The sequence below is a fragment of the Streptomyces sp. NPDC058620 genome (genome assembly GCF_042717135.1).
Lineage (GTDB): Bacteria > Actinomycetota > Actinomycetes > Streptomycetales > Streptomycetaceae > Streptomyces.
Window position 1 is genome coordinate 57,242 of the sequence record NZ_JBHXQO010000005.1, and the last position, 23,392, is coordinate 80,633.

Here is a 23,392-nt window from a genome sequence, read left to right on the forward strand (position 1 = left end):
CGGAGACTCACGGGTGAGTCACCAGAGACCCGGGGGGTGAGTCACCAGAGACTGTTCAAGAAATCACCCGCCTTGCTGCCGACATAGCTCCCGGCGATACCGCCGGCGATACCGCCGACCACGCCTCCGACGACTCCACCGACGGCTGTTCCGGCGCCGGGGATGATGGATCCGATTGCCGCGCCGGCCACTGCGCCGACCTTGGCACCCCCCCAGGCACCGGCCAGGCCGCCGGCCAGGGTGGAGCCGGCCGACACGGCCGCCTCACCCTTCTCGCCGTCCGGCGCCGACCAGACCTCGTAGGCGGCGACGCCGACGCCGAGTCCGAGCAGGCCGCGGCCGCCCCACTTGGCCGCCGTGCTCAGCTTGCTCGCGAAACTGGAGCCGCTGGAGGCCGCGCCCGCGGAGGACGTCCGCGCCGCGGCCGCCGAGGCGGCCTGCGTCGACCGGACCGCCACCAGCTCGGTGCTCGCCCGGCTCGGGATGGCCAGCTCACCGGGAGAGGTGTGGATCGCCCGGCCGCTGTCGAACCGGCCGCCCGGCTTCCACTTGGCATCCGCTGGGTACTGGCTGCGCGCCGAGTCGTTCTGGCAGTTCTCGCAGACGCCGATGATGGGCTGCTTGGACGGCCGCTGGTACGAGATGGCGTTGCCGAACCGCACCTGGTCCATCGGCAGACCGAGCTTCCGCGCGCAGTCCCGCTCGGCACAGCCGAACGGGTTCGACGACAGGCCCGCCGCGTAGCGGCCGGTCGCCGGGTCGTAGGCACCCACGTAGGTGCGGCCCTTGACCTTCGTCGTGCGGATGTAGTGGTCGCGGATGGTGTTCATCATCTCGTCGACCAGGTCGGTGACCGTGCCCGCGCTGTCGACGGCGAACGACGGCCGGCCGTTGGAGCTCAGCCAGCTGTGGCCGTCCAGCTCCACGTTCGACAGCGGGTTGCCGCCGGCGAACGCGTACCGGTTGCCGGTGACCGGGTCGGACGCCAGCCGCATGTCGAACAGGGCCCCGTTGTACATGTCACGGGAGAGGAACCGGTTCATCCCCGTGGAGTAGGTCCGGAAACCCATGTTGTAGTTGCCGGAGGCGGTGTCGACCCGGGCGCTGTTGAACCGGTACGCGTTGTACGGCTCGGCGCCCGCGCCGCCACCCGCGCCCGGCTTGTCGGCGCCGGACATCTGGGTGTCGTCCTGGGCGCCGTACGCGGTGTAGCCGTACGTCGCCTTGGTGTTGCCCTGGTCGTCGGTGAGCGCCGCGACGTCCGAGTGCGGGTTGTAGGTGTAGTAGGTGTAGTCCTTGGTGCCGCCCGTGCCGTGCACGATCTGGCTCAGCCGCTCGCCCATCGGCGAGTACTGGTAGGACTTCTTCAGGATGCCGTCGACGGTCTCGCTGACGACCGCGCCGCCCATGGCAAGGTAGTCGAAGACGGTGGTCTTCGCGGACCCCGTCCCGGCGCCCTTGACCTCGGAGACCGTACGGCCGAACGCGTCGTACGTGAAGTCGGTCCTGGCCAGGCCGGTCCCGTTGTTGTTCTGCTGGGACTTGATCCGGTCGTAGCCGTCGTAGGTGAACTTCTCCAGCACCACGCCGGCGCCGGTCACCGTGTCCATCCGGCCGAACGGGTCGTAGTTGTACTTGATCGTGCCCGAGGGAGTGCTGCTGGACAGCAGCCGGTCCCGCGAGTACGTGTTGGTGATCGGAGAGCCGCCCACGTTCTGCGACGTGATGTTGCCGTTGTCGTCGTAGGCGTAGTCCTGCGGCGAGGAGCCGTCCGAGTTGCGCACCGAGGCGATCTGGTCGCGCGGGGTGTACACGTTCGTGCTGGTCCGCGACAGGTACGCGGCGTGGTTGTCGGCGTTCTGCGTGGTCGAGACGTCCTTCGTCCGGTTGCCGTTCGGGTCGTACGTCAGGGAGTGCTCGGCCACCAGGGTGCCGCCCGACGTCCGCTCGGACGACTCCTTCAGTGAGCTGTCCAGGTAGTACTGGAACGTCGCCACGTTGCCGTTGCCCTTGGTCTGCGTGGCGAACTGCCCCGCAGGGGTACGGGTGTAGGACGTTGTCTTCGGGGAGGGGTCGGTCGCGGACTCCTTGTTGACGACCTTCGACAGCAGACCGCGCACGTCGTAGTCGAACGTGGCGCTCCGCGCGTCGTGGGTCTGGCTGACGATGTTGGAGTCGGCGTCGTAGCCGAATCCGGTGGTGTGCTTGACGCTGCCGGCCGCCTTCTCCTGGAGCCGGGTCAGCCGGTCCCGTGCGTCGTAGGTGAACGCGTAGGCGTCGTAGCGGGAACCGGGCGAACCGTCGGTGAGGTCCGTCATGTTGCCGTTGACGTCGTAGCTGTAGCCGAAGGACTGCGGCGGCAGCTGGGTGTCGCCGGAGTTGTCGCGGACCAGCTTCACGGCGTCGGCGACGACCGTGCCGCCGGCGTTCTGCGCCAGCGAGACGCGCTGCGGTGTGGCGCCGCCGGCCTTGAACCCGTAGCTGCCCAGGGGGACCCAGGCGCCCGCGTTCTTGGTCTGGTCGACCGGCTTGGTCGCCGAGCCGCCGTTGTGCTCCACCTTGTAGGAGGCGGTGGTGGCCGCGCCGGTGACGGCCGGGTACTTCACGTACACCTGGTACGTGCCGTCCTCGGGGATCGTCGTCTCCCAGGTGAACGCGTCCGTGCCCGCGCCGGCGGCGTGGGTGGCGTAGTCGTGTCCGGTGAGCCCCGTGCCGGACGAGGACGAGGTCCACGTGCCGGTCTTCGAGACGTTCTGCGTGTCGGAGTTGTCGACCAGGACGACCTGGAGGCCGGCGGGGACACCGGTGTCGGAGCGGGTCTGCAGCTTGCCGTCGGGGAAGTAGCCCCAGTTCATCGTCCGGGACGACGAACCGCCCGCGCTGGTGAGCGTGCGCCGGGTCTGCAGGCCCAGGGTGTTGTACTCGTAGCTGGCGACGATGTCCCACGGGTCCGTGGACGACTTCACCCAGCCGTTGTCGAAGTAGCTGTAGGTGGTGTCGTTACGGGTCGTCTCGCCCTTGGAGGGCGGGGCGCTCACCTTGGTCAGCCGGCTGACGGCGTCGTAGGTGTAGTCGGTCTGGACGGGCTTGTTGTAGACCGGGTCGTTCGCGTCGTACGGCGAGAGACGCGCCTTGACCCGCCCCAGCTCGTCGTAGACGGTCTTGGCGGTGAACGCGTCGGCCCGCCCGGAGGCGACGCCGCGCGGGGTGATCACCGCGGTCTGCCGGCCCACCACGTCGTACTCGTACTTCGTGGTGTTGTACGTGATCGTGCCGCCGGGTTTGTCGTGCGGCGCGCGCACCTGGGTGACCTGGCCGCGCTCGTCGTACGTGGACAGGACGGTGTTGCCGTTCTCGTCCGTCGCGGACAGCGTGAGGCCGTCCTTGTCGTAGGTCGTCGACCGGGTGTAGCCGGCCGGGTCCTTCGTCGAGACGGGACGGTGGTCCAGGTCGTACGTGTATGAGGCGCTGTAGTCGTCGGCGGCCGCGGTGTTGTTCTTCAGCGGGTCGACGACAGTGCTGACGTTGCCGACGTCGTCGTACGAGGCGGTGGTCCGGTTCCCGAACGCGTCGGTGATCGTGACCGGCCGGTTGAGCTCGTCGTACGTGTACGTCGTGGTGTGCGCGCCCGCGGCCGCTCCGGCCAGGTTGCCCTTGGGCAGCGTCACCGACAGCTGGTTGCCCACCGCGTCGTACGTGTACGTCGTTGTGCGAGCCTGCCCGGTGGGGGTGTCCTTCGGGTCGCTGAACGAGGTCACCTGGTCGCCGGCGTCGTACACGGCCGTGTGGACCGCGCCGTTGGGCGCCGTGGACGTGGTGATGTTGTCGTTCGCGTCGTACACCGGCGCCGGGTTGGCGATGTACACCCCGGCGGCCTGGTCCTTCGGCGTCCGTCCGTCCGTCGGGCGGCCGTAGACGTCGTAGTTCTGGGTGACGGTGTGACCGAGCTCGTTGGTCGACGAGGTCACCTCGCCGCGCGGGCCGTAGGCCACCGTCGACGTCTTGTTGAGGGCGTCCTTGGTCGTGCGCGGGTAGCCGGCCGGCTCGTAGTCCGAGTACGTCGTGGTGGTGTTCGCGGCGTCCTTCGCCGTGAGCATCTGGCCGTACCCGTCATACGTGTACGTCGTGGTGTAGTCGCCGACCGTGGGCGTCGCGACGCCCTTCGGGTCGGTGACCGCGGTCAGGTTGCCGAAGGTGTCGTAGCCGAACTGCCAGGCGCGGCCCTCCGGGGAGGTCTTGCGGAACAGGTCGGCCGAGTAACCGTCCACCCGCGTCTGGTACTCGTACTTCTGCGCGTTGGCCGGGTAGACGCCGGGCGCGCAGTCCGAGGACGGCGGGACACCGGACTTGTTCTGCTCCGCGGTGCGCTGCCAGAGCGGGTAGCCCGTCTTCTGGTCGTAGCAGTACGCGGCCTTGGCGCCGTTGTTCTCCTCGACGTACGTGACGTTGTTGTCCGCGTCCCAGCTCATCTTCGTGGTCTGGGACTTGGTGTTGGTCGTCTGGACCGGGCGGCCGAAGTCGTCCGTGACGAACGAGGTCGCCTGGGTCCGTGCGTCCGTCACCCGGGTGTCGACGAACTTCGGGTTCGCCGCGTTCTGCGCGTACACGAAGCTCAGGTCACCGCCGGTACGGTCGGTGACCTTCTTGCTCCACCAGTGGTACTTCGGGTCGTCACCGGCGGACGGGGTGTTGTACGTCAGCTTCGTCGGGTTGCCGCGCGGGTCGGTGACGCTCACGAGCTTGACGTTCTTGTTGCCCTGCGTCGCGTCGTACTCGAAGAGGAACACCTTCGGCTGGGTCGAGCCCGCGCCGTCGGTGAGCTTCGTCAGCAGACCCTTGTCCGAGTACTCGAAGGCCAGCTTGCGGCCCGAGACGTCGGTCACCGACTTGACGTGGTCGGCGATCTTCGGGCCGACGCCGTCGGCCTTCGTGAAGTACGTGACCGTCAGCGACTGCCGGTCCGCCGGATCGGTGATGTAGGTGAGGAACTTGGTCGGCTTGTTGTTGGACTTCCGCTCCTCGTACGTGTACGTCTGCGTGTTCCCGTTGTTGTCCACGATCGACGTCATGTAGCCGTCGCAGCCGAACAGGAACCGCGTGCCGTCCGGCCGCATCAGCGTCCAGGCGTCCGGGATCGGGTCCTTCTCAGGCGTGCAGTCCAGGCCGGGCTTGGCCGTGAGCTTGTAGTGGACGCCCGCCGGGGCCTTCCAGGAGCCGTCGGGCTGCTTGCGGAACACGTGGGTGGTGCCGTCGCCGTCCGGGAGACGGATCTCCGTCGGGTGCGGCTTCGGGTGGAAGTCCAGCGGCGCGCCGAGCCGGACCGGACCGGCGAGCTGGCCGGACCAGCCGTGACCGAGCACGGTGTCCGAGGTGTCCTGGCTGTTGTACGCGAACCGGGCGAAGGTGCCCAGGCCGCGACCCGGATTCGCGAACGCGTCGTACGACCACACGGTGTTTCCGGACGACAGGTTGTTCATCACCGAGGACGCGGAGCCGGTGTTGGCGCCGGCGTAGGCGTAGAACTTCTCCATGCCGAGGCTGTTGGAGGTCGGGTCCTCGACGGCCACGTTCTGCCGCAGGCCGGGGATGCCGGCGGTGCCGGAGGCCCAGGTGCCGGTCGTCTTGTTGTAGACGTCCCAGGTCAGCACGTAGTCGGTGCGCTTGTTGCCGTTGTCCGAGTTGATCGGCGTCTTCACCTGCGCCTGCAGGCTGACGCTGTCACCGGGGGCGACGTTCGACGGCAGGGCAGTCCGGACCTGGTTGCCGCCGTTGGTGACGTCGGTGCCGTCCGGGAGGGTCCACTTGTAGCTGAGGACCTGGTCGGCCGCGTTCCACGTCGCCGCGGTGGTGTTGGTGAGGGTGAAGTCCACCGTGTAGTCGGAGTTCGGGGTCATGCGCGCAGGGGTCTGCGGCGCGAAGTACGTCGACTCGGTGGTCGAGTCGACGTACGTGACCACGATCTTCGGGTGGAGCTTGGGCTCGGCGCCCTCGGAGGACAGGAACAGGGTGCGTTCCTGCGCGACGGCCTCATTGGCCATCTTGATGGCGACGCCCTTCTGGGACGTCGGGGTGGTCACCCAGGACTGGGCGAGCGAGGTGACGTTCCAGTCGTGCCGAGCCGGGTCGTTCGTCTTGGAGCCGGTGTCGGACACGGTCGCGCCGACGTCACCGCCCTGGGTCGTCCAGTTGGTGGCGGCGTTCGCCTTCACCCAGGTGGCGGTCTCGTCGAAGTCCCGGGTCAGCGGGCGCAGTTCGTAGATCGCGCCGGTGGTGTCCTGGCTGGTCTGGGTGCCCCACAGCCGTACCGTCGCGTCCAGGACGCGTGCGGTGGTGGGGATGCCGAGCTGGGGGAACTTCAGCAGGGCGCGGGTGTCGCCGTAGTTGACGGAGTTGTTGCCGGCGGAGATCCAGGTCTGCGGAACACCCTCGGTGAGGGTGTCGTGCGCCAGGGCCGGTTCGGCCGAGGACAGGGTCGTGTCGGCCGATGCCTCCAGCACCTTCGTGGTCCGGCCCGCCTTCGGGAGGCGAACCAGTTGGGTCTGGGCGCCCAGGACCTGACGGTCCTTGGTCTTGACGGCGACCATGTAGTAGTACGCCCGGCCGAACGGGTCCGGGTCGTCCGCCTTCGTCGGCACCGCCGTGGTGTCGGTGAACGACGTCGTACCCGGGGCGATCGGCGACACCATCGTGGCGGCCGACGGGGTGAAGGTCTGGTTGATGGAGCGGTGGACCTGGTACTCGACCAGGTCGTCGTCCGTGGTGGCGGCCGACAGGTCGGTGTACGCCGACCAGTTGAGCTCGGCGCCGGTGTCGTGGACGGTGGTGGGGGCGGCGAGGTCGACGCCCTGGCGGCCGTAGGTCAGCACCAGCTTCGGATAGTTCGCCGACTCACCCGCGTAACCGAACTCACTGCCCTCGTAACGCGGCCCGCCCTTCGGCCCGTTCGCGCTTTCGTCACCGGCCTTGATGACGAAACCGTTGTTGGTGTTCGTGCCGTCGATCCACGACTGAACGGTCTTCGTCACGGGGAAGGTGTGCCAGGTGTTGAGCTCACCCGGCTTCTTCGTGACCACACCGCCCTTCGTGAAGCGGACGGCGTCGGCGAGGACGGTGGTGGAGGTGGACGCCGGGCCGTCACCGAGGACGACCTTGCCCAGGGTGCCCGCCTTGAACGGGTGCGTCCCCAGCGTCTTCCACTCACCACCCGTACCGGCCTGCTGATTGACCGTGTACGCCTTGCTCCCACCGTTGTACGTCACGGTGTACGGGGCGTTGGTCGCGCGGTCGGTGGCCGGGACGTAGTGCGCCTCGACCTGGTAGTCACCGTCCTCCGGAAGGCTCGGCTGCCAGCTATAGGAATCCCCGGCGACCGTGTCCTTGTTGTAGAGGTAGTCCGTGTTCACCGCGTACTGGGTGTACGCGGTGTTCCCGGAAGCAGGCCACGCACCGACAGCCGCGGTGCGCCCGGCGTCACCGTCATCGACCACCACCGACGTACCGGAGAGTTCACCGGTGATGGTGGTGGCGTTGTTCCACGTCGCACCCGCCTCGGTCCACGGCTGCGTGGCCCGGTGCGCCTCCAGCTGCACCTCGGTGTCACCCGCGGTGTGCGTCTGGTCGTAGTACAGCTTCAGATCAGCCGAATCCAGCTTGGTACCAGCGGGGACCGTGCCCAGCGGAAACCGCAGCAGGGCGCGTGAGGAACCCGTGGTGGTGTTACCGACCGACAGACGCCAGTTGTCGTCGTAATTCGACGCCGGACCGTCCGAGGAGATCATCACGTCCTGCGCCGAAGACGGCGTCGGCGCGATCGTGATAGTCGGGTCGACGGTGACCGGGTACTGCCGCTCCTTCGCAGCCAGCCACTTCGCATCCGGAGTGACCGTCAGCTTCCAGTCCTCACCGGACTTGGTGAGCTTCTGCTCAACCGAGGCACTGTAACCGCCACCGTACGGAGATGCCGCGTTCCGCTTGGCGTCCGTCATGAACGCAGCAGGGATCACCAGTACCGGATTGGGCGCGTCGCTGTAGAACTTGACCGAGCCATCCTTGCCCGACTTCGGCGTCAACCCGCCCGCGTCCAGGGTGAACGTGAACGACACCGGACCGGCTGGGCGCTCCGCGAGAACAATGTTCTCCTTCACCTGCCCCGGACCCACCACATACGACAGATCCGCGCCCGCCACCGCGTCCTTGTACGTCACGGTGTTGCCCTCAGCCACGGGGCTGAGCTTGCCCGCGCCCTCCAGGCCCAGCGTCACCGTATGACCCTCGGCCTCGAACTTCAGCAGCCGATCCGCATCCGCGCCGAACCAACTACGCGCCGCGTTCGTCGTGTTCGCCAGAGCGAAACCCTTGGCATCGGTCTCGGTGACCGTCGGGTCGATGTCCTTGAACGACTTCCCCGACCGGTACCCGGTCGGCGTCACCGACACCTCGGCCTGCACCCGACCGTCCGACAGCCGCCAGAACCGCTGGTTCGCCGTGCGCTGGGAGGTCAGCTCCCCGACGCGCTTCGCCCTAGGGGCCGCCTTGCCCTTCGGCAGCTTCTCCCGGCTGGGGCGCACCGAGGCGTCGCCGACGGGAGGCTCCTCCAGGGCTCGGGTTTCGTCGTCGTCCGAGAACCAGCCGGAGAGGGCCTCTACGATACCCTCGCCGTCATCGCCCGAAACTGGTGCCGCGTAAGCGACTTGTGGCACCATGCTTCCGGCGATTGTCGCAACCACGAGGCAGGCTATCGCCCGCCCGTATCTGGCTTTCACGCAATCCCTTTCATCGACGCCCGCCGCCTTTCTGGCGAAAATGGGCGCGCCGTAGCGCCGACACGGCTGATCCGTGCCGGTTCACTCGTAGTTCACCTGCCGGAACGCACGCGTGCGTAGGTCAGGCGGTGGAATTTGTAGTCACTGATCTGTTGCGCCGTCAACCGATGTCACATATCCGGCATTCTTGATCCGAAGCCCCTTGTGTCCACGCTCGTTGACGGTGTGTGAGCGATCTGGTGGCACGACCCCGGTGTAGTTGATCTTTGATGCGGTTCGGCCGGCTTTGCCGGGGTGATGAGAGTGCTGATTGCAGTACGAGCGCGACTTCTGATGATCCTTCAGGTCTCCGGGCTGAAGATCGTCACAGGAGTCGCGCTCGTGTCCGCACCTCCTCCGATCAGCCCCGCTTGACCCGCTGAACGACCTGGCGCTGCGGGAGGGGCAGCTGGCAGTCGAACCCACCACGACGATCACCAACCAGGCGGCGTCCCGTTATCTGAGCCGCGACGACGAGAAGCTGCACCGCAGGCACGGCAGCGGCACGTTCTGTCTGCTGCTGAAGGTGGTCGACTCGCAGGCGTACGGCCCCGACGTCGTGGAGCAGGTCGCGGTTGTCACGCGTGCCGCGCAGGACCTGCCGGCTGCGCCGCGTACCTCGCACCGGGCCACGGGCTGACCCGTGACCGGGAGAGCGGCCCTCGTCGCGTATCTCCGCGACGTGGGGCCGCTCGGCCTATCGAGCACAACCCGACCGGCGCGCAGCTGACCTTCCCCCCGTCCGGCACGGACCGGATGGTGTCCGGTTCCGCCGCACGAGAAGTGATCACCGGCTGCTGCCGGACGGGCACCGCTCGGCTACTGCCCGCCGGGCAGCAGCGTTCCGGGTTCCGCCGGAGCGACCTCGACGGCCTTGGTCTTGACGTTGCGCCGCTCCCGTTTGGCCACCCACGTGGCGAACCACGAGAGCAACATGCAGAGCCCGATGTAAATCGGCGAGATCACCATCACCACAGGGATGAAAGGAAGATCGTAGTCGAGATTCGACGCGATCAGCTTCCCCGCGTGGAGAAACTCCTCGTAGGTGATCAGATAACCGAGCGAGGTGTCCTTCAGCGCCACCACCAACTGGCTGATGATGGTGGGCAGCATGGCCCGTACCGCCTGGGGTGCGAGCACGTAGGTGGTGACCTGGGTCTTGCGCATGCCGAGCGCATAGGCCGCTTCCCGCTGGCCCCGGTCCACCGAGTGGATTCCGGTACGGAACACCTCGGCGAGCACCGAGCCGTTGTAGAGCGTCAGCCCCGCGACGAGGGCGGGCAGCGGCTGCACCTTCAGCGCCACGAAGATGAAGAAGATCATCACCAGGACGGGCATCGCGCGGAAGAACTCCACGAGCAGCGTGGAGATCCAGCGGACTGGCCGGTGGACGGAGAGCCGCCCGACCGCGAGTACGGCGCCGAGCGCGAGGGAGAGCACCGCGGCGTACGCGAACGCCTTGAGGGTGTTGCCGAGTCCGCGCAGCAGGAGTTCCTGGATGCCCTTGTACTCGAAGGGCATCCACTTATCGCTGGTGAACTGGTCGGTGTCGAAGAGCAGGTAGATGATCCAGCCGAGCAGCGCGAGGATCAGGACCGTGGACACGATGCCGTACAGGCGGTGCCTTTTACGGGTCAGCGGCCCCGGGATGTCGTAGAGCGCGGTGGCCGAGGGCGCGGAGTGGGTCATCGGGCGACTCCCCAGCGCTTCTCCAGCACATTGAAGAGCGCACTGATCGACAGGGTGATGAGCAGGTAGCCGACGGCGATCCACACGAAGGACCAGATGATGCTGTAGCCCAGCTCGTTGAGGGTCTTGTACGTGCCGAGCAGCTCGGTGACGCTGAAGGCACCGGCGATGGCGGAGTTCTTCGCGAGGGCGATGAGGGTCGAGCCGACCGGTGGGATCACCGAGCGGAACGCCTGGGGAAGGACGACCGCGTTGAGTGTCTGCCCGAAGGTCATCCCGAGGCTGCGGGCCGCTTCGCCCTGGCCCGTGGGCACGGTGTTGATGCCGGAGCGCAGGACTTCGCAGATGAACGCCGAGGTGTAGCACCCGAGCGCGAGGACGGCGAAGACCTCGAACGGCAGGACCAGTCCGAAGCGCGGCAGCCCGAGCAGCACCGCGAAGAACAGCAGCGTGAGCGGGGTGTTGCGCAGGACCGTCACCCAGACCGTGCCGAGCACCCGGAAGGAACCGACGGGTGCGACCCGGAACGAGGCCATGAGGAAGCCGAGGACCAGGGCGAGGACCGAGGAGTAGACGGTGAGTTCGACGGTGCCGAGGAACCCTTCGCCGTAGAGGGAGAAGTTCTCCGTGAGTACATCCATGTGCTGGCCGGTCCCCTCAGTTCGCCGGGTAGCGGTCGATGGGCGGCGGCGTCGGCGCGGGCACTCCGGAGAGCCCCAGCGTCGCTTCGAACGCCTTCTTCCAGTTGCCGTTCTTCTCGTTGGCCTCCAGGGCGTCGTTCAGCGCGAAGCGCAGCGCGTTGTCGCTGCGCGGGACGCCGATGCCGTACGGCTCCTCGGAGAACGGCTTCCCGACGACCTTCATCTCCTCCGGGGCCTTGGCGGCGAAGCCCAGCAGGATGGCGTCGTCGGTCGTGACGGCGTCGACCTGGAATGTCAGCAGATTGTCGACGCAGATCGAGTACGTGTCGTACGCGACGAGGTCCGCCTCGGGATAGTCCTCGGCGATCCGCTGGTACGGCGTCGATCCGGCGGCGGAGCAGACGGTCTTGCCTCCCAGGTCCTGCGGCCCGTTGATGTCGTCCTCGTCGGTGCGCACCAGCAGGCCCTGACCGGCCATGAAGTACGGCCCGGCGAAGCCGACGAGCTTCTTGCGCATGTCGTTGATGGTGTAGGTGCCGACGTAGTAGTCGATCTGTCCGTTCTGGAGGGCGGTCTCGCGGTTGGCGGACGCGATGGTCCTGAAGCGGATGGTCTTCGGCTCGAAGCCGAGGGACGCCGCCATCATGCGGGCGATCTCGATGTCGAAGCCGGAGTAGATGCCGGTGGCAGGGTCCTTCTCGCCCAGGTAGGGCTGATCCTCCTTGGCTCCCACCACCAGGTATCCCCGGCTCCTGGCCTTCCGCCACGTACTGGAATCAGGCAGCTCGAAGCCGGTGGCGACCGCGTAGCTGGGCAGTGCCCCGGGCTTGGGACCCTTGACCGGCGGGCTGCCGTCCTTGCCGCAGCCGGCGGCGAGGACGGTGAGCAGCAGGCAGGCCAGCGCTGCCAGGAGTTTTCTCGTACGCACCATGGATCCCCCCGTCAGTGCTTGAGGATCTTGGACAGGAAGTCCTTGGCGCGGTCACTCGACGGGGCGGTGAAGAATTCCTCCGGGTGACGGTCCTCGACGACGGCTCCGTCGGCCATGAAGACGACGCGATTGGCCGCCGACCGCGCGAAGCCCATCTCGTGGGTGACGACGACCATCGTCATGCCCTCCCGGGCGAGCTGCTGCATGACTTCCAGCACCTCGTTGATCATCTCCGGGTCGAGCGCCGACGTGGGCTCGTCGAAGAGGAGGGCCTTGGGGTCCATGGCCAGGGCGCGGGCGATGGCCACGCGCTGCTGCTGGCCGCCGGAGAGCTGGGCCGGGTACTTGTCGGCGTGGGCGGCGAGCCCGACACGTTCCAGGAGTTCACGCGACCGCTTGTCCGCCTCGTCCCTCTTGCGCTTGCGGACCTTGATCTGCGCGAGGGAGACGTTCGCCAGCACGGTCTTGTGCGCGAAGAGGTTGAACGACTGGAAGACCATGCCCACTTCGGCCCTGAGCTGCGCCAGCCCCTTCCCCTCCTCGGGGAGGGGCTTGCCGTCGAGGGCGATGTGACCGGACTCGATCGTTTCAAGTCTGTTGATCGTCCGGCAGAGCGTCGATTTGCCGGAGCCGGAGGGGCCGATGACCACCACCACCTCCCCTCGGCCGACGGTGAGATTGATGTCCTGCAGTACGTGCAGCGCACCGAAGTGCTTGTTGACGCCCCGCAGCTCGATCAACGGATCGACGGCCATACACTGCCCTACCCACTATGTCGCTGTGCTGAGTCAGCGCAAACTATCCGTCCCGGTACGGGACTTAGAGGGCGACACGCATCAGAGGGCGATAAGGCTGTTTATCGCGATTTGGTGACGCATCAGTTCTCGGCGGACTCGGCGTACACCTGGGAGAGCTCAGGACTGCCAGACATCGCCCAGTCGAGACCGGCCTCGACCACGTCGATCTCCCGTCCCGAGTCCAGGCAGACCACGGGCTGGCCGCTGGGCCGGATATGCCACACGGCTCCGGGCACGTTGCGCACGAGGACGGTGCCGAGGTAGAGGCCCGCGTCGTTGCCGAGCCAGGGCAGTTCTTCGGGGTCGTCGCGCCAGCGGGGCGGGAGTTGGTCGAGCGCGGTCAACGAGGCGGGGCTGTCGTCCAGTTCGAGTCCGTTCTGCTCGGCTCGGACACGCAGCAGCTCGCACTCGGCGAGCAACTCGGCCACACCGGCCGGGTCGGCTTCGACGGCGGCCGCGAGCGCGACCCCCTGCGTACCACCCTGACGCTTACGCCAGTTGTCCAAGAAAGGGATGTTCATACCACTAGGGTCCCATCCTCGCCGTGTTCCGCACCACAGGGCGCGCGGCCTATTCCGACTGAGACCTGACACGTCGGGGCAGATCGGGGCGAACCAGGAAGGGCGGTGGCCGACCGCGGACCGGGGCAGGCCCGCGTCTAGGGTTTGGGCATGATCACGCAGTCGTATCTTTCCGAACTCTTCTCCCTGGACGGCCGCGTCGCCGTGGTGACCGGCGGCAGTTCCGGCATCGGCAGGTCCATCGCCGGTGCCCTGGCCCACGCCGGTGCGAGCGTGGTCATCGTGGCCCGCCGGGAGGCCGAACTGACCAAGGCGGTCGGCGAGCTGACCGCCGAGGGCTGCCGCGCGGCCTGGGTGAGTGCCGACCTGGGCACCTCCGAGGGCGTCCGCGCGGCCGCCGACGAGGCGGCCTCCGTGTTCGGGGAGCCCGACATCCTCGTCAACTGCGCCGGGATCAATCTGCGGCCGCCGATGGGCGAGCTCGGCGAGGACGTCTGGGACACCACGATGGATGTGAACCTGAAGGCGCCCTATCTGCTGGGCGAGCGGTTCGGGCCGGGGATGGCGGAGCGGGGCTACGGCCGGATCATCCACATCACCTCCCAGCAGGCGCACCGGGCGTTCGTCAACAGCGGCGCCTACGGGGTCTCCAAGGGGGCCCTGGAGTCGCTGGCCCGCTCGCAGGCGGAGGCATGGTCGCCGCACGGCGTCACCTGCAACACCCTCGTGCCCGGCTTCGTGATGACGCCCCTCAACACGCGGCTCTCGTCCGACCCGGAGAAGGTGGCCGCGCTGGCCGCACGCACGATGGTCAAGCGCAACGGGCTCGCGGAGGACTTCGCGGGTGCGGCCGTCTTCCTGGCGAGCGGCGCCTCCGCCTACGTCACCGGTCAGTCACTCTTCGTCGACGGCGGGTTCTCCGTCCACTGAGCGTGCGCGGGCCTCGGCTTCGGCTTCCACCGCTTCGGCGACGCCGGTTCCACCATCGGACTCCAGCAGGGCGAGCAGGATGTGCTCGGTTCCGACGTAGGAGGGCCCCAGCCGCAGGGCCTCGCGGAAGGTGAGCTCCAGGACCTTGCGGGCACCGGCGTCGTACGGGACCGACGCCGTGCGGTCCCACGCGCCGCACCTGCTGCCCGCCGCGAAGAACCAGCACCGGCCGGCGGTGCGGCGCGGGGCCCGCGCCGCGCTCAGAGGTCGAGGTCGACGACCACCGGGGCGTGGTCGGAGGCGCCCTTGCCCTTGCGCTCCTCGCGGTCCACGTAGCTGTCCTTGACCGCTGCCGTGAACGGGGCGTTGCCGTAGACCAGGTCGATCCGCATGCCCTTGTTCTTCGGGAAGCGGAGCTCTCGGTAGTCCCAGAAGGTGTACGGGCGGTCGTACTTGAGGGGGCGCGGCATCACGTCCGACAGACCCTCCTGGCGCAGACTCGCGAGTGCGGCACGCTCGGCCGGGGTGACGTGTGTGGCCCCTTCGAAGAGCGCCGGGTCCCAGACGTCCTCGTCCGTCGGGGCCACGTTGAAGTCGCCGAGGACGGCGAACGGCTGCGAGCCCGCGGCGTCCGCCGCGACGGCCTGCTGGAGCGCCTCGAACCAGGCCAGCTTGTAGGCGTAGTGGTCGTGCGCGACCTCGCGGCCGTTCGGCACGTACACCGACCAGAGGCGGACCGGGCCACAGGCCGCCGAGATCGCGCGCGGCTCCTGCACGCCCTCGAAGCCGGGGCCGTCGGGCAGGCCGGTGACGACGTCGGCGAGGCCCACGCGGGAGATCAGCGCGACCCCGTTCCACCGGCCCGTGGCGTTGACCGCGGACTCGTAGCCCAGCTCCCGGAGCGCCTCGGCCGGAAACTGCTCGGCCGTGCACTTGGTCTCCTGGAGGCAGAGCACGTCCGTGCCGCTGCTCTCCAGCCAGGCCAGCAGCCTCGGGAGGCGGGCGGTGATCGAATTGACGTTCCAGGTGGCGATGCGCATGGCAGTAAACCTAACGCCTCCCACTGACAGTCGCCCCGCTCCCCGCCGCCCCGCGCCCCCGCTCAGAGTTCGGCGGTGCCGCCGGGAGCCAGCCGTCCGTGGTCGGCCCCGCCCAGCTTGCCGATCTGGTTGTCGTAGATCGGGCGCGCGAGATCGGTGAGCAGGGCGTCGTGGATGTCGATGGCGCGCCGCGGCCGGACCTCGCGCACGTAGTCGATGACCTCGGAGATCTTGTTCCACGGGGCCATGACCGGCAGCATCAGGGTGTCGACCGGACGGTCGGGCACCGTCAGCGCGTCGCCGGGGTGGAAGACCGAACCGTCGATCAGGAAGCCGATGTTGGTGACCCTCGGGATGTCCGGGTGGATCACCGCGTGCAGCTCGCCGTGCACCTCCACGTCGAAACCGGCGGCGGTGAACGTGTCACCGTGGCCCACGGTGTGGACCCGGCCGGGAAAGGCCGCGGAGAGCTGGTCGGCCACACTGCGCAGGGTCCAGATCTCGACGGCCAGGTCGGCTTCCAGGGCGGCGCGCAGCCGGGCCTCGTCGAAGTGGTCGGGGTGCTCGTGCGTCACCAGGATCGCGTCGGCGCCGGCCACCGCGTCGCCCTCGGAGAAACCCCCGGGGTCGATGACGACCGCACGCCCTTCCCTCTCCAGCCGGATGCAGGAGTGCGTCTTCTTCGTGAGCGTGAGAGGCGATGCGTCCATGCGCCCATCTTGCTACGCGGGCGGCCTGGTTTCCTCCTGGATCACGGACCTCGCGATGGTGAACGCGGCGCCCGCGGCCGGGATGCCGCAGTACACGGCGGACTGGAGCAGCACTTCCTTGATCTCGTCGGGGGTGAGCCCGTTGCGCAGCGCCGCCCTGGTGTGGGCGGCGAGGCCCTCCAGATGGCCCGAGGCGACGAGCGCCGTGAGCGTGACGCAGCTGCGGGTGCGGCGGTCGAGGCCCTCGCGGTTCCACACCTCGCCCCACGCGTAGCGGGTGACGAGCTCCTCGAAGTCCTCGGTGAAGGCGTCGGACGCGGCGACCGCCCCGTCCACGTGGGCGTCGCCCAGCACTTCGCGGCGGACCTTCATCCCGCTGTCGTAGCGGTCCTGCGCTGCCGCTCCCGCGACGTCGGGGCCGACGGGGGCCGCGGCGATCTCCGCGACGGGCGCGAAGGGTGCGGAGAGCGCCGGAGCGGCGGGCGGCACCGGGATCGGGCCCAGGGTGTCCTGCCAGGCCGTGGAGAAGTGCATGAAGAGCAGGTCGGTGACGGCTCCGGGCTGCTCGACGGGGGCGAGGTGGGAGGCGCCGGGGACGAGGGCGAGCCGGGCGTCGGGTATCCCGGCGACGAGGGTGCGGGCCTCGGCGGGTCCGGTGACGTGGTCCCCGGCGCCGACCAGGACGAGGGTGGGGACGCTGATGCGGGCCAGGTCCGCCCGCATGTCGAAGGCGGCCAGCGCCTCGCACGCGGCGATGTAGCAGCCGGGATCGGTCGTGCGGACCATCTGGACGGCCCATTCGACGATGGCCGGCTGGGCGGCCGCGAAGCCGGGGGTGAACCACGCTTCGGGGGCGGTACGGGCCATCGGCTCCAGGCCGTTGGTACGGACGATCACGCCGCGCTGACGGAACTCGTCGGCGCTCCCGAACCGGGGCGAGGCCGCCACCAGGGCCAGCGAGGCGACCCGGTCGGGGTGGCGCAGCGCCAGATCGGCGCCGATCGCGCCCCCGATGGAGCAGCCCGCGTACCCGAAACGCTGGACGCCGAGGCTGTCCAGGGTGGCGAGCAGCCGGTCGGCGAGCTCGCCGACGCCGGTGGCGGGGTGCGCGGGCGCGCCGCCGTGGCCCGGGAGGTCGTACCGGAAGACCCTCCAGTGCTGGGAGAGCTCGGGAATCTGCCGGTCCCACATGTGCCATGTGGTACCGAGAGAGGGTCCTAGCACCAGCACGGGTGCGTCCTCTGGCCCATCTACCTGGTACTTCAACGTCTTGTTGCCTGTCTCGCTCACACTCACACGCTCCCACGTCTCACAGCCGTCTCACACACCGCCCTCCTGAGCACTGTGAAGACCGCCCCATGTCGTAGCGGCTCCACGAAGATCCTCTACGTCCGGCTTCACGTACCAGCGCTTGGTGGTCTTCACGTTGGTGTGCCCCGCCCATCGTGCCAGTAGGTGATCCGGCACCCCATTGTTGGCCAGGTAGGTAAAGCACGATGCACGCGCGTCGTAGAGACGCACCTGACGGAGTCCGATGTCTGCCATGAGCTTGTAGGCGCGAGTACGGAGTTGCTTCGTGGTGTGAACTTCTCCGGCCGCATTCACGCACATATAGCCGGCATCGGCGTAGCCCGTTCCCAGAGCCAACTTCTCAGCAGCTTGCAGAGCCCTGAACTTCTTCAAGGCTTCCTTTACCGGAGCGGGCAGAGGGAGAACGCGTTCCCCCGCCATTGACTTGGTGTCCTTCTCGATGACGGTTTTGTTTCCCATCATGGTCCGCGTGTTGGCCACGATGAGGGTGTCATCAGCCAGGTCAATGTCTGCCCAACGAAGTCCGCAGACTTCCGCCGGACGAAGACCCATGAGCGAGAGAAGGAGTGGAGCGTAAAGCCTGTCTCCGCTAATCCCCTGCACGAACGCGTGGACTTCCTTGACGTTCCAAGGCTCAAGTTTCCCCTTCGTCTTCCGCTCCACCTTCCTAGCCTTACGCGGGATGCTGATTTCCGATGCCACATTCATTTGCACGAGCCGCTTAGTCACGGCTCGATTCAGAACGTCCTTGAGCCGAGCAAGGCTCATATCCACGCTCGTCACGCCAAGTGGAGTTCCCGCCTTGTCGCCACGAACGCGACCGAACTTGAGAGACCAGAGCATCCACGCTTCTACGTCTTCCTCGGTCAGCTCTTGCAGCTTGATGTTTCCAAGCTTCCCGCGGACCCTATCCAGGGTGATCCGGTAGTTGTAGACAGTGGTCTCCTCCAGGTCCTCTGCCTTCTTTTCCAACCACTGATCAATCCACTGATTGACCGTAAGCAGGTGAGGCGGAACGAAGGCCCCTGTATTCTGTTCGTTCTCGATACGAGAGATCTCTGCCTTCACCTCTTTCGCAGTATCCTTAGTGATGGTGAGTTGCCTACGCTTACCATTCTCGTGCTTCCCGATTCCAATTACCGCGCGATAGCGGATTTTGCCGGAAGCCAGGACGATCTTCTTCGGTTCGGGCATGAACCCACATCCTTCAATTTTCCACGTGCTGACATCACAACGCCGCCCCTACCGATTAGGGGTAGGAAAATTGACGGCACCGTCCGCTCCGGCTCCACCGCCAAGCACAGCCAGGAGCGAACACCATCAATCCTCTCTACGATCCCCGGTTTCGGTAACCGGGGATCATGGCCTATATTCCGTCCCGCATTCTGGAGGGCTACGAGGTGAGTCGGGAAGACCTGAGCGCGGGGTAGGCATCGTCTTCGGCCAGGACCACCAGCCCGCTCTCGGCGAGTCGTCTGAGGTTGCGAGCCACGACGCGCTCGGGGCACCGACAACTCGGGCGACAGCACCAGGACGGCTGTGCCCTGCGAGCGTGATCAGGTGCTTGACGATCTCCGTGCTGCACCAAGTCCTTACCGAAAAGCCCGGCCGCGCAGAGGCACAAGACCAGGGAAAGAGCGGCGTAATCAGCTTCCGACCGGGCGGTACATGCGTTCCTGGCGACAAGCGCCAGATGGATCGGGGCATTGAAGCGGACAAAACGAAGTGTGGGCTGCGGCAGGCAAGCTCCATCGTAGGGACCGTGGCACGAGAAGGGGTACGGTGAGCAACATCGGAACGGCTGGCATCCTCACTGCTTCCATGTCTCTGACCTGGTGTTTTCCGGGAGCTTGTACGTTGACATGGCCTCCCGGGGTGGTTCCAGTCCCGGAGGGCTCTTTCTCGTCTGCCGGGAGCGAATCCCTCCTCGGCCTGGAGTGGTGAGAGACCCTGCACCGCTACGAGGCCGGCCGGACCTCAAGGCACTGTGGCCCTGATCTGACCGGATGCCTGGCTCCGCGACCAGGCCAGCCCCCTCACGGGCGGTGGGGCCTCATTCCGACTGCAGCTCGTGGCCAGCCGATCCCAAGTCGAACCATGAGCTGAGTGGTGGTGACGAGGCGGACTTGGTGAGTGCGGGCATACGAGACGATGGTCAAGGACAACTTAGGTTCCGCGGCGGCATCCCTTCTGGCCGTCGCGGTCCAGCAAGTACGACGTGAACCGCACCAGGCTGTGCAGGAGCCGTAGAGCACGCGGACCGTACTCTTCCGATCATCGTCTGTACTGGCCCCGCACACGACCACCGCATAGTGGCTGGCAGCCTCCGCGTAACGGGCCAAAAGCTGGTGCCGGGCCTGCACACACCGTGCCAGAACGCGGCGGCTCAACGGCACGAGCGGCGTGTCATAGGGGTGACGAACCAGGACGGCCCGCTCCCCGCCCGCCACCCCGCCTCCTCCATGACGTGTGCCAGGTCGGGCCGCTCCCACCCAGGGCGGAGTTCCTTTGGCGGGTACTGCGACCAGTCACCTAAGCGCGCCCTCGTGTCGGGCTGCAGCGATAGCGTCGGCGAATGCACACACGCGTGACGGGGATCGTTCTCAGCGACGACGACAAAATCCTTTTGCTGCACCAAGACACCGACGGGCCACGCCACTGGTCCCTGCCCGGCGGCAAGGTCGAAGACGGCGGGACTCTTGAAGAGGGCCTGGTCCGGGAGATGCGGGAAGAGACCGGCGCGGACGTCGAGGCTGGGCGGCTGCTTTACCTGTGCGACAACGTTCCGGCTCGCGTCGTGCACATCACCTTCGAGACTCGCATCATCGGCGGCGCCCTCGGCGCGGTCACCGAGAGCGCCGACACCCGGCAGATCCACGCTGTCGAGTTCGTGCCGCTCGATGACCTGCCCCGCCTCGGCTTTTCCGACCTGTTCGTGAAGCTGTGCCGGGACGGCTTCCCAGGCGCAGGCTCGTACATGGGGCCCAAGTCCGCCATCGGTCTATGACCCCACTGTGGCCATGAGCAGCGTCGAAGACTAAGCCGCAGCGTAGTCCGGCGTTCTACGATGCAGCAACGCAGCGGAATCCCGTGTCGTTGTCCTTCATAGTCGCAGCGGCTGTGTTCAGGAGGGATGGCGCAGCCCGTTCGAACGGAGACGTGAACGCGGACCCCTTCAGGTGGTACCGCCCGTTTCCGGGCTCCTCTTCCGTGGAGCACCACTCCCAGGCGTTGCCGCACATGTCGAAGGCGCCGAAAGGGCTGGCGCCGGACTGGTAGCGGGAGACAGGGGTTGTCGCGTCAATGCCCGCTTCGGCCGTGTTCGCCTTCGCGGCTGTCGGCTCATTGCCCCAGGGGTAGACGCGACCACGCGGTCCGCGAGCCGCCTTCTCCCACTGCCGGGCGGTTGGAAGGAGCTTGCCAGCCCAACGGGCGTAAGCGGCCGCATCGTGCCACGTCACCCACACCACGGGGTGGGTGGCCAGGGTGACGGGGCAATGGCCGTCTGGCCAGTGCTGGGGCGTCCGGTGCTTGGTGGCCAACACGAAGCGCGAGTAGTCCTCATTGGTCGTCGGGTAGACGTCGATGAGAAACGGTTCCAGCCACACCGAGCGGTTGTCAGGGCCGGAGAGATAAATGCCCTCCTCGACGAGGGCCATGACCTTCCCGTCGATCGGGTGCCGGCGAGTGCTTGGGTCCCGTCGCAGGAGTTCCTCGGCCCGCTCGTCGTGCTCAACGGCCGCACGTTCGGTCATGAGCGCGGCGAACCGTTGCTGGACGTCGGGCGTAGCCTGAGTCAGAATCGTATCGAGGGCCGTCTGGTTGTCGAGTTCGAGTTCGATGGTCTCGCCCCGGCGTTTCCACCGGGGGACCTGACGAGGGTTCACGCCTACCAGCTCGGCGAACTCCTTCTGCTTCTTCCGCATGGCCGTGCGCAGCAATTCGGCTTCACGGCCGGTCCACCTGGTAACCCGCGCCATAACGCTTGCTTCCCTACAGGGTCTCGCCGGCGATCGACAGGTACGCCTCCTGGAGCTGCCTCAAGACAGGGTGCTCCACGGAGAACTCGGTGTCGTCGATCGCGGCCAAAGGGCGCACGCCGATCGACGTGTTCGTGGCGAACGCCGCGGCCATGCCCTTGGCCTGGTCCAGGGTGACAGTGGAGATGCGGTGTTTCGCATGCTGCTGGAGCAGAGCCATGGTGACACCGGGCAGCACGGGGGCATCTGGCCACACGACAGTGCCCTCTTGGTCGACGAAGGCCACGTTCCAGGTGCCGCCCTCGGAGACGAACCCGTCCCAGCCGACGAATAGGGCATCGTCGAAGTTTGCTCGCTGAGCCGAGCCCCGGGCGTGCAAGGCGCCGAAGAGACCGATGTGCTTCACCTGGGGCAGGTCACGCTCGTACACCAGGCTCTGGGCGCGCAAGGGCGCCGGAGGAAGGGCGCCGGCACCGCGTACGGACACGAGAACGTGCGGCTCGTTGGCGTGGGCCGGGTGGCCCATCTCGACCTTCGGGTCATAGATCGTGACACGCACGACGCACGGGCGGGTCTGCCCCTCCAGAGCCTGACGGACGTACTCGCGCACGCGGTCGGTCTTCAGAGCCGCGTGCCACACGATCTCGCAGTCCCGCGCAAGGCGTTCCAGGTGCAACGTCAAGCCACGGACGCTGCCGTCGGAATCGACGCGCATGGACGTGAAGTGCCCGACGTTCGTGAGCGCCAGGGGAAGCAAGTCATCTACAGATACGGGCTTTCCATCGAGAGTCACCATGCAGCCAAGCATGTCAGGACCATGCCCTCAGGCGGCACCCAAATCTGGTTACTGACGGGTCAACGTCATCTGTAAGTCATTCCCAAGCCTTCACTGCGAGGTGTTCGCTGGTTACTGCGCGAATACGCCTCGCCATCGGCAGGGCGCCTCGTGCCGCGCGCTTGACGCCTCCGCCACACGTTCACCACGCCATTCATCCGGGAGGAGCCCGATGACGGTCGCAACAGCTCTCGCACCGGTTACGACGCGGTCGGTACCACGCCCCGGGTACGCCGCCTTCGAGTCATGCTTCGCCCCGGAACCGATCAACGTCGGCCGCGCGCGTCACACCAGCAGCGTCCTCCTGCGGCTATGGGAGGTCGCCGGCCCCTTGGCGGAGGACGTGGTGCTTTGTGTCTCCGAGCTGGTCACTAACGGTGTGACTCACGGCTCTGGAGACCTGTCACTGCGCGTCCGATGCCGCGAAACCGAGATCCTCGTCGAGGTCCAGGACGGCAGCTCAGTGTCGGCGACCATGCGTTCGGCCAGTGCTGATGCCACTTCGGGGCGGGGCTTGGCCCTCGTTAAGGCCCTCTCCGGGGATTGGGGAGCCAGCACGGACGGCCGGACGACGTGGTGCACGTTTCCTATCCTCGTGGGCAGGCCCTGATGACTGCCCCTGCGAGCACCACCATCGCGGCATTACAGGAAGTCGAGCTACGGACGTTCCGAGGCGTCAAGCCAGTACGTGGAGAGCATCTCGCCCGGCCAAGTCGGCTGACGGACTTCACTTCGCGGTCCCATCTCCTCGAAGTACGGCGCCAGGTCGATGATCGGTGTCCCGTCGACGGCGTCAAGATCCGTCACCAGGAGATCCCGGCCCTCCACTTTCAGCAACCGCGGGTAGCTGGTCGCCAGCTGGTTGGGCCTCCGATGGTTGCGGTGGACGAACGTACCCGTCGCCGGCCACCTCGGATTTCCCCGCGGGCTACGCGCGTGCAGCTGAACGTCTTCCGGCCGCGCCATGTGGAAGCGCCACGTCACCGTCAGGTGGGAGAACTCCTCGATGCCCCGCAATGTTTCGAGGGGGTACGCGTCGTTGAGCCTGATGACCGATTCGATCCCACCCTGGTAGTCATCCTGAACGCGGGTGTGGCCCCCGACCACCGTTGCGATCGACTCGACCTCGTACTTCGCCATCAGGGTCGTTCCTCTCACTCAGAACTTACGCATCCTGTAGCCGTCACGCGAAGCAACGGGCCTGAT

Annotated in this window: 16 protein-coding genes and 2 pseudogenes; 4 read left to right on the forward strand and 14 right to left on the reverse strand. The window is 67.2% G+C overall.

Going from position 1 to position 23,392, the window contains the following annotated elements:
- Positions 1-41: 41 nt before the first annotated feature.
- Complete coding sequence (locus ACFWSK_RS07805; RefSeq protein ID WP_383782988.1) at positions 42-8,702, reverse strand: DNRLRE domain-containing protein; 8,661 nt, start codon at positions 8,700-8,702, stop codon at positions 42-44.
- Between the two features lie 532 nt (positions 8,703-9,234).
- On the opposite strand from ACFWSK_RS07805, the pseudogene ACFWSK_RS07810 reads away from it, so the two are divergent.
- A pseudogene (locus tag ACFWSK_RS07810) lies at positions 9,235-9,441 on the forward strand (hypothetical protein); the annotation flags it as partial.
- Between the two features lie 179 nt (positions 9,442-9,620).
- Here ACFWSK_RS07810 and ACFWSK_RS07815 read toward each other — a convergent pair.
- From ACFWSK_RS07815 to ACFWSK_RS07835, 5 genes are all read right to left on the reverse strand, one after another.
- Positions 9,621-10,490: an amino acid ABC transporter permease gene (locus tag ACFWSK_RS07815; RefSeq protein WP_383782989.1), complete on the reverse strand. Its 870-nt coding sequence runs from the start codon at positions 10,488-10,490 to the stop codon at positions 9,621-9,623.
- Positions 10,487-11,131 (reverse strand): amino acid ABC transporter permease, encoded by a 645-nt coding sequence (locus ACFWSK_RS07820; RefSeq protein ID WP_383782990.1) that lies wholly within the window; start codon positions 11,129-11,131, stop codon positions 10,487-10,489. Before ACFWSK_RS07820 ends, ACFWSK_RS07815 begins: the two co-directional genes overlap by 4 nt.
- A gap of 16 nt (positions 11,132-11,147) precedes the next feature.
- The gene (locus ACFWSK_RS07825) at positions 11,148-12,062 is read right to left on the reverse strand and encodes a glutamate ABC transporter substrate-binding protein (protein WP_383782991.1); all 915 of its coding nucleotides are present in this window, start codon (positions 12,060-12,062) and stop codon (positions 11,148-11,150) included.
- A gap of 11 nt (positions 12,063-12,073) precedes the next feature.
- Complete coding sequence (locus ACFWSK_RS07830) at positions 12,074-12,817, reverse strand: amino acid ABC transporter ATP-binding protein (protein ID WP_383782992.1); 744 nt, start codon at positions 12,815-12,817, stop codon at positions 12,074-12,076.
- A 122-nt stretch (positions 12,818-12,939) separates the two neighbouring features.
- Complete coding sequence (locus ACFWSK_RS07835; RefSeq protein WP_382731996.1) at positions 12,940-13,380, reverse strand: DUF6278 family protein; 441 nt, start codon at positions 13,378-13,380, stop codon at positions 12,940-12,942.
- A gap of 150 nt (positions 13,381-13,530) precedes the next feature.
- On the opposite strand from ACFWSK_RS07835, the gene ACFWSK_RS07840 reads away from it, so the two are divergent.
- Positions 13,531-14,310, forward strand: a complete 780-nt coding sequence (locus tag ACFWSK_RS07840; protein ID WP_383782993.1) for an SDR family NAD(P)-dependent oxidoreductase — start codon at positions 13,531-13,533, stop codon at positions 14,308-14,310.
- On the opposite strand, the pseudogene ACFWSK_RS07845 reads toward ACFWSK_RS07840, so the two are convergent.
- From ACFWSK_RS07845 to ACFWSK_RS07865, 5 genes and pseudogenes are all read right to left on the reverse strand, one after another.
- Positions 14,275-14,481: pseudogene (locus ACFWSK_RS07845) on the reverse strand (Clp protease N-terminal domain-containing protein); the annotation flags it as partial. The gene ACFWSK_RS07840 and the pseudogene ACFWSK_RS07845 sit on opposite strands and share 36 nt — an antisense overlap.
- A gap of 89 nt (positions 14,482-14,570) precedes the next feature.
- Positions 14,571-15,350: an exodeoxyribonuclease III gene (locus ACFWSK_RS07850; protein ID WP_383782994.1), complete on the reverse strand. Its 780-nt coding sequence runs from the start codon at positions 15,348-15,350 to the stop codon at positions 14,571-14,573.
- A 62-nt stretch (positions 15,351-15,412) separates the two neighbouring features.
- A complete protein-coding gene (locus ACFWSK_RS07855) occupies positions 15,413-16,060 on the reverse strand; it encodes an MBL fold metallo-hydrolase (RefSeq protein WP_383782995.1) in 648 nt (215 codons plus the stop codon).
- 12 nt (positions 16,061-16,072) lie between these two features.
- Positions 16,073-17,356, reverse strand: a complete 1,284-nt coding sequence (pcaC, locus tag ACFWSK_RS07860; RefSeq protein ID WP_383782996.1) for a 4-carboxymuconolactone decarboxylase — start codon at positions 17,354-17,356, stop codon at positions 16,073-16,075.
- A 24-nt stretch (positions 17,357-17,380) separates the two neighbouring features.
- On the reverse strand, positions 17,381-18,565 hold the full coding sequence (locus ACFWSK_RS07865; protein ID WP_383782997.1) for a tyrosine-type recombinase/integrase: 1,185 nt from the start codon (positions 18,563-18,565) through the stop codon (positions 17,381-17,383).
- 1,381 nt (positions 18,566-19,946) lie between these two features.
- On the opposite strand from ACFWSK_RS07865, the gene ACFWSK_RS07870 reads away from it, so the two are divergent.
- The gene (locus tag ACFWSK_RS07870) at positions 19,947-20,378 is read left to right on the forward strand and encodes an NUDIX hydrolase (RefSeq protein WP_383782998.1); all 432 of its coding nucleotides are present in this window, start codon (positions 19,947-19,949) and stop codon (positions 20,376-20,378) included.
- 55 nt (positions 20,379-20,433) lie between these two features.
- Here the strand turns inward: ACFWSK_RS07870 and ACFWSK_RS07875 are convergent, their stop codons facing one another.
- On the reverse strand, positions 20,434-21,351 hold the full coding sequence (locus ACFWSK_RS07875) for a formylglycine-generating enzyme family protein (protein ID WP_383782999.1): 918 nt from the start codon (positions 21,349-21,351) through the stop codon (positions 20,434-20,436).
- A gap of 13 nt (positions 21,352-21,364) precedes the next feature.
- Positions 21,365-22,147, reverse strand: coding sequence for an aminotransferase class IV family protein (locus tag ACFWSK_RS07880; RefSeq protein WP_383783000.1), 783 nt, complete (start codon positions 22,145-22,147; stop codon positions 21,365-21,367).
- 211 nt (positions 22,148-22,358) lie between these two features.
- Here ACFWSK_RS07880 and ACFWSK_RS07885 point away from each other — a divergent pair, with 211 nt between their 5' ends.
- Positions 22,359-22,796 carry an ATP-binding protein gene (locus ACFWSK_RS07885; protein ID WP_383783001.1) on the forward strand — a complete coding sequence of 146 codons (438 nt, stop codon included), beginning with the start codon at positions 22,359-22,361 and terminating at the stop codon, positions 22,794-22,796.
- A gap of 47 nt (positions 22,797-22,843) precedes the next feature.
- On the opposite strand, the gene ACFWSK_RS07890 is transcribed toward ACFWSK_RS07885, so the two are convergent.
- The gene (locus tag ACFWSK_RS07890) at positions 22,844-23,326 is read right to left on the reverse strand and encodes an SAM-dependent methyltransferase (protein ID WP_383783002.1); all 483 of its coding nucleotides are present in this window, start codon (positions 23,324-23,326) and stop codon (positions 22,844-22,846) included.
- Between the last annotated feature and the right edge of the window lie 66 nt (positions 23,327-23,392).